The following is a 14,461-nucleotide window of genomic DNA, read 5'->3' as shown; positions in this document are numbered from 1 at the left end:
AATTGAACTTGAAATCACGTATTTTTGTATATTACTAAATCTTATAGAAAATCATAATGCAGCACATAATTACCCAATTAAATGAAGCCCAACAAGCTCCTGTTCTTCAAAAAGACGGACCAATGATTGTAATTGCTGGAGCAGGTTCGGGGAAAACAAGGGTTTTAACAGTTCGTATTGCAAATCTTATGCATCAAGGTGTAGACGCATTTAATATATTGGCATTAACATTTACGAATAAGGCTGCACGTGAAATGAAAAAACGTATCGCCGATATTGTTGGTAATAATGAAGCTAAAAATCTTTGGATGGGAACTTTTCACTCAGTTTTTGCTAAGATTTTACGAATTGAGGCTGAAAAATTAGGTTATCCTTCTAACTTTACCATTTACGACACGCAAGATTCTGTTCGTCTTATTGGGGCAATTATTAAAGAAATGCAACTCGATAGAGATATTTATAAACCAAAGCAAGTTTTAGGCAGAATATCGAGTTATAAAAATTCCCTTATAACAGTTAAGGCTTATTTTAATAACCAAGATTTACAAGAAGCTGATGCAATGAGTAAAAAGCCTCGTTTGGGAGATATTTATAAAAATTATGTAGAGCGATGTTTTAAATCGGGCGCAATGGATTTTGATGATTTATTATTAAAAACCAATGAGTTAATCAATCGTTTTCCAGAAGTTTTAGCCAAATACCAAGATAGGTTTCGTTACATTCTAGTCGATGAGTATCAGGATACAAACCATTCTCAATACTTAATTGTTAGAGCTTTGTCAGATCGTTTTCAAAACATATGTGTGGTTGGTGATGATGCTCAAAGTATATATGGTTTTAGAGGAGCAAACATCAATAATATTCTGAATTTCCAAAAAGATTATGATAATGTTCAATTGTACCGATTGGAACAAAACTATCGTTCATCAAAAAACATAGTTGAAGCCGCAAATAATATCATTGATAAGAATAAAACTAAACTTGATAAAATTGTTTGGACGAATAATGACAACGGACCAAAAATAAAAGTGCACCGTAGTTTAACAGATGGGGAAGAAGGTCGTTTTGTAGCAGCAACAATTTTCGAACAAAAAATGCAACAACAATTGCACAATGGTCAGTTTGCTATTTTATATCGAACTAATGCACAATCGCGAGCTATGGAAGATGCTTTGAGAAAGCGTGATATTCCGTATCGTATTTATGGAGGTCTGTCTTTCTATCAACGTAAAGAAATTAAAGATGTTTTATGTTATTTACGATTGATTATCAATCCAAATGATGAAGAAGCTTTAATTCGTGTTATTAATTATCCGGCAAGAGGAATTGGAAATACAACTATCGAAAAATTAACGGTTGCGGCAAACCATTACAAAAGGTCTATTTTCGAAGTATTAGAACATATTGATAAAATTGATTTAAAACTAAATTCGGGAACCAAAAATAAGTTGCAAGATTTTGTAACAATGATTAAAAGCTTTCAAGTTATTAATGAAACGCAAGATGCTTTTTATTTAGCTGATTTAGTAACTAAAAAGACAGGTTTAGTTCAAGAACTTAAAAAAGACGGAACTCCAGAAGGGATTACTCGTATTGAAAATATAGAAGAACTTTTAAACGGTATAAAAGACTTTATTGAAGGACAAAAAGAAATTGATGGTGCTCGTGGAGCTTTGTCTGAATTTTTAGAAGATGTTGCACTTGCTACTGATTTAGATAAAGATACTGGTGATGACGATAGAGTAGCATTGATGACCATTCACCTTGCAAAAGGATTGGAATTTCCACATGTATTTATCGTAGGTTTAGAAGAAGATTTATTTCCAAGTGCAATGAGTTTAAGTTCTCGAAGCGATTTAGAAGAAGAACGACGTTTATTTTATGTTGCTCTAACAAGAGCAGAACATCAAGCGTATTTAACATATGCGCAATCGCGTTATCGATGGGGAAAACTGGTAGACAGTGAACCTTCACGTTTTATTGAAGAAATTGACAGTCAGTATTTAGAATATTTAAATCCAGAAAATAATTCAGGATACCGTTATAAACCAATGATGGATGTTGATATTTTTGGAGACATTGATAAATCTAAATTACGGACAGCAAAACCTGTTGCGAGTAAACCACCTTCTTATTTAAATACGCTAGCAAATGATAAGCCAAACATTCGTAAATTAAAACCAGTTTCTGGAGTTAGAACACAAGGAAATACGAATTTATTCGATTCTAACTTAGCAATAGGAAATATTGTTATGCATGAGCGTTTTGGTAAAGGACAAATCATTAATATTGAAGGTATGGCTGGCGATAAAAAAGCTGAAATTAAATTTGATGTTGGTGGTATTAAAAAATTATTATTGCGTTTTGCTAAGTTGGAAGTTATTGGATAGTTTTTTAGTAATAAAAAAATAACCCATAACCTACAACCCATAACCTAATAACCAAGAATATATGGCAGAATTTATTAAAATATACGAAGACAAGCCCAGTGAAGCTGCAATTAAAAAAGTAGTTGATGTTTTACGAAACGGCGGTTTAATCATTTATCCTACCGACACAGTTTACGGTTTAGGATGTGATATTACCAATACAAAAGCATTGGAACGTATTGCAAAAATTAAAGGAATTAAGTTAGAAAAAGCGAACTTTTCATTTATTTGTAATGATTTAAGTAATATTTCTAATTATGTAAAGCAAATTGACAATTCAACTTTTAAAATTTTAAAAAGAGCATTACCAGGCCCTTACACTTTCATTTTACCAGGAAATAACGATTTACCTAAAGAATTTCGTAAAAAGAAAACAGTTGGTATTCGTGTTCCTGCAAATAACATTGCCTTAGAAATTGTAAAATTATTAGGAAACCCTATCGTTTCAACTTCGATTCGTGATGAAGATGAAGTAATTGAATATTCTACTGATCCTGAATTGATTTTCGAAAAATGGGAATCTATGGTCGATTTAGTAATTGATGGAGGTTATGGAGATAATATTGCTTCAACCATAATCGATTTAACAGGCTATGAACCAGAAGTTATTCGTGAAGGAAAAGGAAGTTTAGATATTTTGTAATATGAATAAATCGTTATTAATTCTTCTTTTATTTGTATCTGCTTATATAAATGCTCAAACTGTTCAAGGTACCGTTATTGATTCTAATAATCAACCAATAATGGGAGCATCTGTTTACTTTGACGGAACTTTATATGGAGCAACAACAGACATTGATGGTAAGTTTTCTTTTACTATAAAATCAAATATAAATGCCACTTTAATAGTTAGTTTTATAGGTTATGAAAATATTTATCTAAACAATATTAATTACAACAGAAGATACAAGTTCATATTACAAGAATCAACTGAAACGCTAAAAGAGGTTGTAGTATTAAGTAATGAGTTTTCTAGAAAGCAAATGATGGATGTTTTTAAAAAACAATTCTTAGGAACTACAAAAGCAGGTAAAAAATGCACTATCGAAAATGAAGAGGAGTTATATTTCATATATGATAAAGAAAACTTTACTCTTAAAGCCTTTGCAGATACACCTTTGGTAATTAATAATCCTTATTTAGGATATAAAGTATTTTTCAACTTAACCTCTTTTGATGCTAAATTTCATAAATATACAATGAATAATTCTGCTATTTATTCGAGTATTTATGTTGGAACCTCAAGATTTGAAGAGGTTTCAAATTCAGATAAAATAATTAAAAATAGAGAGAAAACTTTTAAAGGTTCTTTCTTAGAATTTTTTAGAAACTTTGCCAAAATGGATTTCAAAAGGGATAATTTTTTACTTTTCTATAAAGCTTTTCAGGATGATCCAAACAATCATTTTACAGCAAAAGATACTTTAGATGTCACGCAAATTAAAATAGTACCTCAAGAAAGAGGTTTAAAATCAAAAGACTTTGTGGCAGAATTTAGTCTTTTATACGATAGAAGAGAGCAATCTAAAATTATTTTTCATACGGATAACTTCATAATTGATAAATACGGTTTGTTTTCTAACTATGAAAAAATTTACTTTTCGGGAGCGCTTTCAGAAAAGAAAGTAGGTGATATGTTGCCATCTAATTATGGAATAGAATAAATTTAATCAAAAAAAACCGCTGCAATTGCAGCGGTTTTTTTTTGATTATTCTTCTGTATTTTCTTGCATCGAATGATAAACGTTCATTACATCATCATCTTCTTCAATTTTTTCTAAAAGTTTTTCAACGTCTGCAGCTTCTTCTGCTGTAAGTTCTTTTGTAACTTGTGGAATTCTCTCAAAACCAGATGAAAGTATTTCTAAACCTCTGTTTTCCAATTCTTTTTGAATGGCACCAAAACTTTCAAAAGGAGCATACATTAAAATGCCGTCTTCATCTTCAAAAATTTCTTCAACACCAAAATCAATCATTTCCAATTCTAATTCTTCTACATCTTGTCCTTCAGCCGGAATTCTAAAATTACAAGTATGGTCAAACATAAACTCAACCGAACCTTGTGTTCCAAATGTTCCGTTACATTTATTAAAATAACTTCTAATATTAGCAACCGTTCTATTGTTATTATCGGTAGCTGTTTCAATTAATATTGCAATTCCGTGCGGTGCATATCCTTCAAACAATACTTCTTTGTAATGAGCAGTATCTTTGTCAGAAGCTTTTTTAATTGCACGTTCAACAGTATCTTTTGGCATGTTGGCAGACTTTGCATTCTGCATTACTGCTCTCAATCTAGAGTTAGTATCAGGATTTGGTCCACCCTCACTAACAGCCATTGCAATATCTTTTCCTATACGAGTAAACGTTTTAGCCATTGCTGACCAACGTTTCATTTTACGTGCTTTTCTAAATTCGAATGCTCTTCCCATTTCTTATTTTTTTAATCTGTGCAAATTTAATTATTTCAAGTTCAAGAACAAAAATCAACTTCAAAAATCAATTTCAAATTTTATTTTTGAAGTTGAACTTGATCTTGTTTACTTCTTATAAAAAGGTAATTTTACCACTTTTGCAGCAATATCTTTATTTCTAATTCTAATAAATATTTCAGAATCAACCGCAGATAGAGCAGTAGGTACATATCCTAAACCAATTGCTTTACCCAGTGATGGTGACATTGTTCCCGATGTAACAATTCCAACAACATTTCCGTTTGCATCAGCAATTTCATAATCGTGACGAGGAATTCCTCTTTCTGTTAATTCAAATGCAACTAATTTACGAGTAACACCTGCTTCTTTTTGTTTCTTTAAATTTTCAGAATTGGTAAATTCTTTGTCAAATTTGGTAATCCAACCTAAACCAGCTTCTAGCGGTGAAGTGGTATCGTTAATATCGTTTCCATATAGACAGAATCCCATTTCTAAACGTAAAGTATCTCTTGCCGCTAAACCAATTGGTTTTATTCCAAATGATGCTCCAGCTTCAAAAACTTTGTTCCAAATCGTTTCAGCATCTTCATTTTTAAAATAAATTTCAAAACCTCCAGAACCAGTATAACCAGTTGCAGAAACCGTTACATTATTCACACCTGCAAATTCTCCAATTTGAAACGTATAATAAGGCATATTAACTAAATCAATTGAAGTCAACGATTGCATCGCTTCAGCAGCTTTTGGACCTTGTATTGCTAATAAAGAATAAGAATCTGATAAATCTTGCATCTCAACACCAAGGTCGTTATGTTTAGATATCCAATTCCAATCTTTTTCAATATTTGATGCATTTACAACAAGCATATAATGATTATCAGCTATTTTATAAATAATTAAATCATCTACAATTCCACCTTCGTTATTTGGTAAACAAGAATATTGTGCTTTACCATCAACCAACTTAGAAGCATCATTTGAAGTCACTTTTTGAATCAATGCCAATGCATTTTCTCCTTTTAGGAAAAATTCTCCCATGTGCGAAACATCAAAAACTCCCACTCCTGTTCTAACAATTTCGTGTTCTGCATTTACACCTTCATATTGAACAGGCATATTATAACCTGCAAAAGGAACCATTTTTGCTCCTAAACTTTCATGAACGTGAGTTAAAGCTGTATTTTTCATTATTTTAAAGTATAAAATTTCAAGTCGCTAATTTATTAAAAATCTTAATTTTTGGACGTATAAAAGCAGAGTTTTATTCTAATAAAAAATAAAATGATGATTATCTTAACGAAACCTTGCATTTTAACAATTGTTTGCTGAATTTTGGGACTTAAAATTTTAAGATGGAAACAATACATTATATAAGTGCTGATTTATTATCTATTGAGAAAATTAATGAAATAATTTCTCATGATTTAAAGCTAGAATTATCAGAAGAAGCTCGTGTTAATATTGAAAAATGTCGTAATTATTTAGATGAGAAAATGAAATCTCATGATAAACCAATTTACGGAATTAATACTGGTTTTGGTTCGCTTTGTAATGTAAAGATTGCAGGAGAAAATTTATCTAAGCTTCAAGAAAACTTAGTAAAATCTCATGCATGTGGAACAGGTGATGAAGTGCCTCATGAGATTGTGAAGTTAATGTTGTTGCTTAAGGTTCAATCGTTAAGTTACGGACATTCAGGCGTTCAGTTAGAAACTGTTGAGCGTTTAATTGCATTTTACAATAATGATGTTTTGCCAGTTATATATACTCAAGGTTCATTAGGAGCATCAGGAGATTTATCTCCATTGGCCCATTTATCGTTACCTCTTTTAGGTGAAGGTGAAGTTTATTATAATGGATTTAGACAACCATCTAATAAAGTTTTAGAAAGTTTTGGTTGGAAGCCTTTAGTATTAAAATCAAAAGAAGGTTTGGCTTTATTGAACGGAACTCAATTTATGGGTGCATATGGAGTTTACAGTTTAATAAAATCTTGTAAATTATCGTATTTAGCCGATTTAATTGGAGCTGTTTCATTAGAAGGTTTTGATGGAAGAAAAGAACCTTATACTGATTTGATTCACTTAATTCGTCCGCATAAAGGTCAGGTTGTAACTGCTGAAAAAATGCTTGAATTCCTTGACGGAAGTGAAATTATAGAACAAGAGAAAGTACATGTACAGGATCCGTATTCGTTTAGATGTATTCCACAAGTACATGGAGCGAGTAAAGATACTATTGATTACGTAAAGAAAGTATTCCGTACAGAGATTAATTCTGTTACTGATAATCCAAATATTTTTGTAGGCGAAGATCAAATTATTTCTGGCGGAAATTTCCATGGACAGCCTTTGGCTTTAGCTTTAGACTTTTTAGGGTTAGGATTGGCTGAATTAGGGAGTATTTCAGAAAGAAGAACGTATCAATTAATTTCAGGATTAAGAGGTTTACCTGCCTTTTTAGTGAATGATCCAGGTTTAAATTCAGGATTTATGATTCCGCAATACACTGCGGCAAGTATTGTAAGTCAAAACAAACAATTTGCAACGCCAGCAAGTATAGATAGTATTGTTTCAAGTAACGGACAAGAAGATCATGTAAGTATGGGTGCAAACGCAGCAACTAAAACACTTAAAATTGTTGAAAATTTAGAACGTATTTTGGCTATTGAATTGATGAATGCTTCACAAGCTTTAGAATTTAGAAGACCTTTAAAATCGAGTGATTTTATTGAAATGTTTATTAAATCGTACAGAGAAGAAGTTCCTTTTGTAAGTGAAGATAGAATTTTACATTACGATATTGAAAAATCGATTCAGTTTTTGAATAGTTTTCAAATTGATTTGGAGGATTAATTTTTTTATAAATGAAACCATATTTATGAATAATAGTTTTAAGGTATTTAAAATAATTTGTTATTTTTTAAGTATTAGAATGTTTTTATCTTGTGGATTAAAACCTTTAAAATCTGAATATATATTACAGCGTTCTATTTCCGATCCTGTGCTTATTGGTGAGTTTGATAGTGGTAAAATTTTAATATATAATGGCGCTGAGTTTAACCATAAAATTGATAATTCTTCTACTTTAAATGTTTGGATTAACAATAGAGCTCTTGGTCAAATTAAAGCGAATGAATACGTTATTATTTATTTATTACCTGGTAAACATGAGTTCAAACTCATCCATAATGATATAAAGAAATTTGAGAGCATACATATAGTAGAAGTTGATAATACAACAAAAATAATAAGTGTAAAGCCCACAATTATTTCAAATATAGTTGAAATAAAAGATGAAATTCCTGATAATTTTTATATGTATAAAAATGTGTTTAATTAATTCACTTAAAAAAAATCAAACTCAAAATTCCTAATATAGCAGGAATTCCTTGTACAAAAAATATCTTTTTAGAAACAGAATAAGCACCGTAAATTCCTGCAATGGCAATGCATGTTAAAAAGAACAATGCAATGTTATTGCTCCAAACAACATCTGTTATAAATAAAGACCAAATTAATCCTGCGGCTAAAAATCCGTTATACAACCCTTGATTCGCAGCCATTGTTTTTGTTTTTTCAAACAAATCTTTTGGGAAATTTCGAAACACTTTATAAGCTTTTGTGGTCCAAACAAACATTTCTAACCATAAGAAATACAAGTGGAGTAGTGCTACAAGGATGATTAATAGTTGTGAAATTATGTTCATTTTATAATGATTTATTCTAAAATTGTTACTTCCGAATATATTATCATTTCTGGATGTTCTTTCATTGTACTTCTCAATACAATAGATTTTTCTCTAATATCTGTTATTTCAACATATAAATACCCACCAAATTCTTTGTTTCTTTCAAGTGTTTCCTTTGTAGGATATAATGTATACATACAATCTGAAATCCAATTGACATGAAAAGCATAAACTTCTGCTTCGCCTTCAATTTCTTCATATTGAATGTTTCCTTTTCTTTTAATTAGAAATACATTTCCTGAATCCTTATCTACGTATTTAAAAGTACCATTTCTATACTTTTTACAATCGTTTTGACCGAAAGAAATTGAAGTTAGTATTAATGCTAAGATTAGAAGTAATCTAGAGAAGTATTTCATAATATATTATTATTATTATTATTTTAAAATTGTAATGATTAATATAATTAGTGCAGCTGCTTCCGAAAGCATTCCAATAATTAACATAATGCTTGCACCAGGCCAATGCATTATTTTAAATAGTGAACCAATAATCGTGAGAATCATACCAATTAGAAAAACTATTAATGGTAATAAATATTTTTTTTGCATTTTTTAGGAAAAAGAATCTTTTTAAAGATAGTTACTATGTATTTTGAAAAAAACTAAAACCCATTAACAATTGCTAAAAAGTCATCTGCTTTTAAAGCCGCTCCACCTATTAAACCACCATCGACATCTTTTTTAGAGAATATTTCTTTAGCATTGTCTGGTTTTACACTTCCACCATAAAGAATAGAAACATTTTCGGCAACATCATTACCAAATACTTTATCAACTAAACTTCTAATAAATGCATGCATTTCTTGAGCTTGTTCTGGAGAAGCAGTTTCACCTGTTCCAATAGCCCAAACAGGTTCGTAAGCTAAAATAATATTTGCCCAATCGTTTTTGCCTAAATGAAATAAAGCATCTCTTAACTGGTATTCCACCACATTAAAGTGATTATCAATTTGACGGTCTTTTAATTCTTCGCCAAAACAAAAAATAACACGCATATTATGTTTTAAAGCAGTGTCTACTTTATTTGCTAACAATGCATCTGTTTCATGAAAATAAGCTCTTCTTTCGCTATGACCAAGAATTACTGTGTTCACACCAATATCGGTTAACATTGATGCAGAAATTTCTCCTGTAAAAGCGCCACCTTCAGCCTGATGCATGTTTTGAGCTGCAACAGTAATATTGTTTCCTTCGGAAATGGTTACTGCTGTTTGTAAGTTAACAAACGTGGGAGCTACAATAATTTCAGTTGAAGTATTTTGTTTTTTTAAAGTAATTTCTTCAATTAAAGTAATTGTTTCTGAATGTGTTTTGTGCATTTTCCAGTTTCCTGCAACTATATTTTTTCTCATTATTTCAATGAATTTAATGTTTCTGTTATTTTTTCATCATCAGCTTCGATAGCTTTAAATAATGCAATTTTACCTGTTTTATCAACTACCATATAACGTGGAATCCAATTTAGTTTCACTGATTTTCCAAAAACACCTTTCATTCCGTCAGATGTTAAATAGTGCTCACCTTGTACATTATATTTAGCAATTCCTTTTGTCCAAGCTTCGTAATTTTTATCCATAGAAATGAATAAGTAAATAGCCTCTGGAAATTGTTCTTGTAATGCTTTTAATTTTGGCATTCCTTTAATACAATCTGAACACCAAGAAGCCCAAACATCAATAACAATGGTTTTTCCTTCGTATTTTTTTAAAATATCTTTAAATGCAATAGATTCGTTAGCTGTATCTACCATTACATTTTCTAGAGCTTCTTGTTTAAACTCTGTTTGTTGAGCTTGCGAACACGAAAGTGTAAATAATGCTATTGATAATAATGAGATAATCTTTTTCATGTTTATTATATTATGTTTTCCATAAAAGTACAATTTGTATGCTTGAACTTTCTTAATAAAACCCCAATTGTTTACTTATTCTTCGTTATCAAACTTTTATTTTAAGTTTAATTTGTCAATGTCGTTGAAATGTACTTTTTGAACGATTGTTCCTTTTTCTAAAAGCACAATACTTGGATTAGCTCTTTCAACAGTTTTTAAAGTAGTTGCATCACAAAAATAGTAGTCAAATGTATGTTTGAATTTTGATTTATAAGCTGCAATTGTTTCTTGATTTGAAGAAGTCATACCAATTACTAAGTATCCTTTTGCAATTGCTTTTTGGTGTAAATCTTCTAATGCTTCCATACCTTTGTCTTTAGATTTTTCTAAATCATAAGAAATGAACATCATTACTTTTGGTTCTTCTAAAACACTATCAGTATAATCACTTCCATCTTTTTCAATAGAGAAATCATGAATTGGCGGAACATAACCTTGTTTGATTAATTTGTCTTTTCTGTCTACAAACTCTGCGTCTTCAGGGATTTTACCAGCCATTACATCAGCATAGCTAATTTCTGTATCCACACCATTTACTTTGTAAGTAAATACCATTTCATATTCGCTTTTTTCTGCGCCAACCGGAATTTCCATTCCTTGTTGAATGTTAGTTCCCACTTTATAGGCTCTAAAATCTTTTAATGGTAAATGTTGTAAAACATAAAAAGCCATAAATAAACACAATGAATACGTTGCAAAAACAGTTAAGTTAATAGGAGTTTTATCTAATATTGGATTTATGAATTTTTGATTGAAGAAAAGAATTAAAATGAAAAACAATAACACAATATCTTTTGTGAATGATTCCCAAGGTGTTAGTTTTAAGGCATCACCAAAACAACCACAATCTGTAACTTTGTTAAAGTAAGCAGAGTAGAAGGTAAGAAAAGTGAAAAACACAATCATTGCAAGCAAACTCCAAATGGTGAATTTTGTTTTAAAACCAATCAGTAACATTACACCTAAAACCACTTCAAAAATAACTACAAAACATGCAATGATTAATGCAAAAGGAATTAAAAACTCAACGTCTAAAACATTTGCATTAAAATATTCTTCTAGTTTATAAGAGAAACCTATTGGGTCATTCAGCTTAATTAAGCCAGATATTATAAATAAAACGCCAACAAATATTCTTGAAAATTGTGTAATGATATTTCTAAAATTCATGTTCTATTTTTTTAATTCAAATTTTTATTTTGCAATATTCATATGTATCAATGCAAATACAGAATAGTTAATCATATCTTGGTAATTAGCATCAATTCCTTCAGAAACTAATGTTTGTCCTTTATTGTCTTCAATTTGTTTTACTCGAAGTAACTTTTGTAAAATTAAATCGGTTAGACTACTTACACGCATTTCACGCCAAGCTTCACCATAGTCATGATTTTTATCTTCCATCAATTGCTTTGTTATGGCAATTTTTTCATCATATAATTGAACCGCTTCGTCATATTTTAAATCGGGTTGTTCCGCAATTCCTTTATCTATTTGCACTAAAGCCATTATGCAGTAGTTTATGATTCCTATGAATTCAGAAGCTTCATCTTCATCAACTTTACGTACTTCATTTTCTTGCAGACTTCTTATACGTTGCGCTTTAATATATATTTGGTCAGTTAACGATGGTAAACGTAGTATTCTCCATGCAGTTCCGTAGTCTTTTGTTTTCTTAGTAAACAAATCGCGACAAATTCCTATCACTGCATCATATTCTTGTGACGTATTCTTCATTATTTCGGTATCTTTGTAGTAAGTTTTTTCAAAAGTAACATTATTTTTTTGGAATGAATAATGAAGATTAACGAATTTTGATTTTAAAGTATGACTATTAACTGTAAAGGAAACCTTATTGATTTATCTTCCCCAAAAATAATGGGGATTTTAAATGTTACTCCTGATTCATTTTATGATGGAGGTTCTTATAAGAATGAGGCAGAAATTATATCTCAGGTTGAAAAAATGTTGAATGATGGTGCTACTTTTATTGATGTTGGTGCTTATTCGAGTAAACCAGGGTCCGAATTTGTTTCTGAAGAAGAAGAATTGAATCGAGTTTTGCCTGTCATAGATTTACTTTTAAGTAAGTTTCCCAATGTTTTACTTTCTATAGATACCTTTAGAAGTAAGGTTGCGAAACAAGCTATAAATAAAGGTGCAACATTGATAAATGATATTTCTGCAGGGATGTTAGATGATAATATGTTGCAAACTGTGGCTGAATTGCAAGTTCCTTATGTTATGATGCACATGAAAGGGACTCCACAAACCATGCAGTCCATAGCCACTTATGAAGATGTGGTAAAAGAAGTTATGTTTTATTTTTCGGAAAGAATTAATGCCGCAAGAAAACTTGGAATTAACGACGTAATCGTTGATCCTGGATTTGGCTTTGCTAAAACATTAGAACATAATTACGAAATCATGCAAAAGTTAGACTTTTTCTCTATTTTAGAATTACCAATTTTAGTTGGAATATCCAGAAAATCAATGATTTATAAATTATTAGAAACTACTCCAAAAGAAGCTTTAAATGGAACCTCTGTTTTAAATACAATAGCTTTGCAAAAAGGTGCTCAAATTTTAAGAGTTCACGATGTTAAAGAAGCACAAGAATGTATCAAAATTTTTACCCAATTAAAATGAAAAAAATAAGTATAATCGTAGCCCTTTTTTTATCAATTGTTTCATGTAAGAAAGAAGATGTACAGTTACCAAAAGCAGATGTTTCTGTAATGAAAGAACTTACAGATCATTCGCCAATTTATATGTTTTATAAAAACGATAGTGTTGTTGATGTCAATAAAAATAATGCTATAAGTACTACAAATTGGGTTTTTAATATTGATAAAAGACTTCCGTTAGAAATTGTTATTCCTGAAGTAATGTTGCTTCAATACAAAAAGAAAAATTCTTCACATAAAAAAGAAGGAGCAATTAATGTCTTTTCTTATGCTGATAGTATTGGAAAGAATTTAGCTTTTTTACCTTTTACTGATGTTCAATATAAAATGAATAATGAGTTTTCTAAGTTTTTTATTAAGAAGAATACTGAAGCCTATATGCCTTATCACAACTTTACTGTCAATTTTAATAATGAAAATAAAATTACAGTAGACGGTAATGATGTAGCAAAAGAAGAATTAATAGATTTTATAAAAGATTTTGCAGATTTTACAAGCGATGGAAAAACTACTATATTACATTTGAATTTTGACAAACGATTAACTTACGATCAATATATTCAAAATAAAGTACTAGTTTGGAAATTAAATTCAGATAAGATTCAAATTTCTTCTTATGAATTTATTTATGATGAAAAGGAATTGCCTAAATGCAATTGTAAATTATAGGAATAAAAAAAGCCTTGCATTGCAAGGCTTTTTTTATTTTAGAATTCAGACATTTCGTCTTTTTTATCTTTCTTTTCAAGTTTCTTTTCAAATAATTTATTGATTTGATCTAAATTAAATGCTTTAGTAACTCCTGTAGTTTCATTCTTTTTGTTTTTTGCCATAAACTGAACATAAGTTTGTCCTAAGTTCTTAGAGTAATGCAACCAAACGAAATCTTCAGGTAATTCTAATTTAATATCTACTAAAGGATCTGAATTAAAACCATCTACAATAATCTTGTTTAAAGCATCGTAATCGTTATTTAAATCTTTAAAGTAAAATGATTTAGAATTGATAGATTCTTCGTTTTCAATGTTCTTATAAAAGAAGGTGTATTTATTTCCTTCTGTTAAAATGAACATATCATTTTGACCTATTGATCCTAGTCTAATAATAGGTGTAGTTTCAATTACTTTAATTTGCGCATTTGAAAAGAATGTTATAAAAAGTGCACAGGCAAGAATAATTTTTTTCATGTGTAGTTATTAATTAATCGGTTAAGTTTATTTTTTGTTAAATATATATTAAAAAATATATAAAACAAAAATTATCAAT

Annotated in this window: 17 protein-coding genes; 7 read left to right on the top strand and 10 right to left on the bottom strand. The window is 29.9% G+C overall.

Going from position 1 to position 14,461, the window contains the following annotated elements; genetic code table 11:
* Nucleotides 1-56: 56 nt before the first annotated feature.
* The 3 genes from ACQ65T_RS09540 (at nt 57) to ACQ65T_RS09530 (ending at nt 4,093) form a co-directional block, all read left to right on the top strand.
* Complete coding sequence (locus ACQ65T_RS09540; protein ID WP_430400849.1) at nt 57-2,390, top strand: ATP-dependent helicase; 2,334 nt, start codon at nt 57-59, stop codon at nt 2,388-2,390.
* Between the two features lie 61 nt (nt 2,391-2,451).
* Nucleotides 2,452-3,072 carry an L-threonylcarbamoyladenylate synthase gene (locus ACQ65T_RS09535; RefSeq protein WP_430400848.1) on the top strand — a complete coding sequence of 207 codons (621 nt, stop codon included), beginning with the start codon at nt 2,452-2,454 and terminating at the stop codon, nt 3,070-3,072.
* A 1-nt stretch (nt 3,073) separates the two neighbouring features.
* On the top strand, nt 3,074-4,093 hold the full coding sequence (locus tag ACQ65T_RS09530) for a carboxypeptidase-like regulatory domain-containing protein (RefSeq protein WP_430400847.1): 1,020 nt from the start codon (nt 3,074-3,076) through the stop codon (nt 4,091-4,093).
* Nucleotides 4,094-4,138: 45 nt separating this feature from the next.
* On the opposite strand, the gene ACQ65T_RS09525 is transcribed toward ACQ65T_RS09530, so the two are convergent.
* Nucleotides 4,139-4,861: a YebC/PmpR family DNA-binding transcriptional regulator gene (locus ACQ65T_RS09525; protein WP_430400846.1), complete on the bottom strand. Its 723-nt coding sequence runs from the start codon at nt 4,859-4,861 to the stop codon at nt 4,139-4,141.
* Between the two features lie 108 nt (nt 4,862-4,969).
* Nucleotides 4,970-6,052 carry a glycine cleavage system aminomethyltransferase GcvT gene (gcvT, locus tag ACQ65T_RS09520; RefSeq protein WP_430400845.1) on the bottom strand — a complete coding sequence of 361 codons (1,083 nt, stop codon included), beginning with the start codon at nt 6,050-6,052 and terminating at the stop codon, nt 4,970-4,972.
* Between the two features lie 164 nt (nt 6,053-6,216).
* Between gcvT and hutH the strand changes: the two genes are divergently transcribed.
* Nucleotides 6,217-7,719 carry a histidine ammonia-lyase gene (hutH, locus tag ACQ65T_RS09515; protein ID WP_430400844.1) on the top strand — a complete coding sequence of 501 codons (1,503 nt, stop codon included), beginning with the start codon at nt 6,217-6,219 and terminating at the stop codon, nt 7,717-7,719.
* A 25-nt stretch (nt 7,720-7,744) separates the two neighbouring features.
* The gene (locus ACQ65T_RS09510; RefSeq protein WP_430400843.1) at nt 7,745-8,206 is read left to right on the top strand and encodes a hypothetical protein; all 462 of its coding nucleotides are present in this window, start codon (nt 7,745-7,747) and stop codon (nt 8,204-8,206) included.
* 1 nt (nt 8,207) lies between these two features.
* Here the strand turns inward: ACQ65T_RS09510 and ACQ65T_RS09505 are convergent, their stop codons facing one another.
* From ACQ65T_RS09505 to ACQ65T_RS09475, 7 genes are all read right to left on the bottom strand, one after another.
* Nucleotides 8,208-8,573 (bottom strand): DUF1304 domain-containing protein, encoded by a 366-nt coding sequence (locus ACQ65T_RS09505; protein WP_430400842.1) that lies wholly within the window; start codon nt 8,571-8,573, stop codon nt 8,208-8,210.
* Between the two features lie 11 nt (nt 8,574-8,584).
* On the bottom strand, nt 8,585-8,974 hold the full coding sequence (locus tag ACQ65T_RS09500; protein WP_430400841.1) for a hypothetical protein: 390 nt from the start codon (nt 8,972-8,974) through the stop codon (nt 8,585-8,587).
* Between the two features lie 18 nt (nt 8,975-8,992).
* Nucleotides 8,993-9,121, bottom strand: a complete 129-nt coding sequence (locus ACQ65T_RS09495; RefSeq protein ID WP_430400840.1) for a GldL-related protein — start codon at nt 9,119-9,121, stop codon at nt 8,993-8,995.
* 98 nt (nt 9,122-9,219) lie between these two features.
* Entirely contained in the window at nt 9,220-9,969 is a 750-nt protein-coding gene (gene tpiA, locus ACQ65T_RS09490) for a triose-phosphate isomerase (RefSeq protein ID WP_430400839.1), read from the bottom strand.
* Nucleotides 9,969-10,466: a thioredoxin-like domain-containing protein gene (locus ACQ65T_RS09485; protein WP_430400838.1), complete on the bottom strand. Its 498-nt coding sequence runs from the start codon at nt 10,464-10,466 to the stop codon at nt 9,969-9,971. The genes tpiA and ACQ65T_RS09485 overlap by 1 nt, the downstream gene beginning before the upstream one ends.
* A 96-nt stretch (nt 10,467-10,562) precedes the next feature.
* A complete protein-coding gene (locus tag ACQ65T_RS09480; protein ID WP_430400837.1) occupies nt 10,563-11,678 on the bottom strand; it encodes a BT_3928 family protein in 1,116 nt (371 codons plus the stop codon).
* Nucleotides 11,679-11,702: 24 nt separating this feature from the next.
* Complete coding sequence (locus ACQ65T_RS09475; RefSeq protein WP_430400836.1) at nt 11,703-12,245, bottom strand: DUF1599 domain-containing protein; 543 nt, start codon at nt 12,243-12,245, stop codon at nt 11,703-11,705.
* 90 nt (nt 12,246-12,335) lie between these two features.
* Here ACQ65T_RS09475 and folP point away from each other — a divergent pair, with 90 nt between their 5' ends.
* Entirely contained in the window at nt 12,336-13,157 is an 822-nt protein-coding gene (gene folP, locus ACQ65T_RS09470; RefSeq protein ID WP_430400835.1) for a dihydropteroate synthase, read from the top strand.
* Complete coding sequence (locus ACQ65T_RS09465; RefSeq protein ID WP_430400834.1) at nt 13,154-13,864, top strand: hypothetical protein; 711 nt, start codon at nt 13,154-13,156, stop codon at nt 13,862-13,864. The genes folP and ACQ65T_RS09465 overlap by 4 nt, the downstream gene beginning before the upstream one ends.
* A gap of 38 nt (nt 13,865-13,902) precedes the next feature.
* Here ACQ65T_RS09465 and ACQ65T_RS09460 read toward each other — a convergent pair whose 3' ends face one another.
* On the bottom strand, nt 13,903-14,382 hold the full coding sequence (locus tag ACQ65T_RS09460; RefSeq protein ID WP_430400833.1) for a hypothetical protein: 480 nt from the start codon (nt 14,380-14,382) through the stop codon (nt 13,903-13,905).
* Between the last annotated feature and the right edge of the window lie 79 nt (nt 14,383-14,461).

This window comes from Flavobacterium sp., from assembly GCF_965284515.1.
Taxonomy (GTDB): domain Bacteria; phylum Bacteroidota; class Bacteroidia; order Flavobacteriales; family Flavobacteriaceae; genus Flavobacterium.
The sequence above is the reverse complement of the archived record's forward strand: the minus strand, read 5'-3'. Positions and strand labels throughout refer to the sequence as shown.

Bases quoted from the DNA above. Each gene is read 5' to 3' on its own strand.
- ACQ65T_RS09540 (WP_430400849.1), top strand. From the start codon at position 57: ATGCAGCACATAATTACCCAATTAAATGAAGCCCAACAAGCTCCTGTT.
- ACQ65T_RS09535 (WP_430400848.1), top strand. From the start codon at position 2,452: ATGGCAGAATTTATTAAAATATACGAAGACAAGCCCAGTGAAGCTGCA.
- ACQ65T_RS09530 (WP_430400847.1), top strand. From the start codon at position 3,074: ATGAATAAATCGTTATTAATTCTTCTTTTATTTGTATCTGCTTATATA.
- ACQ65T_RS09525 (WP_430400846.1), bottom strand. From the start codon at position 4,861: ATGGGAAGAGCATTCGAATTTAGAAAAGCACGTAAAATGAAACGTTGG.
- gcvT (WP_430400845.1), bottom strand. From the start codon at position 6,052: ATGAAAAATACAGCTTTAACTCACGTTCATGAAAGTTTAGGAGCAAAA.
- hutH (WP_430400844.1), top strand. From the start codon at position 6,217: ATGGAAACAATACATTATATAAGTGCTGATTTATTATCTATTGAGAAA.
- ACQ65T_RS09510 (WP_430400843.1), top strand. From the start codon at position 7,745: ATGAATAATAGTTTTAAGGTATTTAAAATAATTTGTTATTTTTTAAGT.
- ACQ65T_RS09505 (WP_430400842.1), bottom strand. From the start codon at position 8,573: ATGAACATAATTTCACAACTATTAATCATCCTTGTAGCACTACTCCAC.
- ACQ65T_RS09500 (WP_430400841.1), bottom strand. From the start codon at position 8,974: ATGAAATACTTCTCTAGATTACTTCTAATCTTAGCATTAATACTAACT.
- ACQ65T_RS09495 (WP_430400840.1), bottom strand. From the start codon at position 9,121: ATGATTCTCACGATTATTGGTTCACTATTTAAAATAATGCATTGGCCT.
- tpiA (WP_430400839.1), bottom strand. From the start codon at position 9,969: ATGAGAAAAAATATAGTTGCAGGAAACTGGAAAATGCACAAAACACAT.
- ACQ65T_RS09485 (WP_430400838.1), bottom strand. From the start codon at position 10,466: ATGAAAAAGATTATCTCATTATTATCAATAGCATTATTTACACTTTCG.
- ACQ65T_RS09480 (WP_430400837.1), bottom strand. From the start codon at position 11,678: ATGAATTTTAGAAATATCATTACACAATTTTCAAGAATATTTGTTGGC.
- ACQ65T_RS09475 (WP_430400836.1), bottom strand. From the start codon at position 12,245: ATGAAGAATACGTCACAAGAATATGATGCAGTGATAGGAATTTGTCGC.
- folP (WP_430400835.1), top strand. From the start codon at position 12,336: ATGACTATTAACTGTAAAGGAAACCTTATTGATTTATCTTCCCCAAAA.
- ACQ65T_RS09465 (WP_430400834.1), top strand. From the start codon at position 13,154: ATGAAAAAAATAAGTATAATCGTAGCCCTTTTTTTATCAATTGTTTCA.
- ACQ65T_RS09460 (WP_430400833.1), bottom strand. From the start codon at position 14,382: ATGAAAAAAATTATTCTTGCCTGTGCACTTTTTATAACATTCTTTTCA.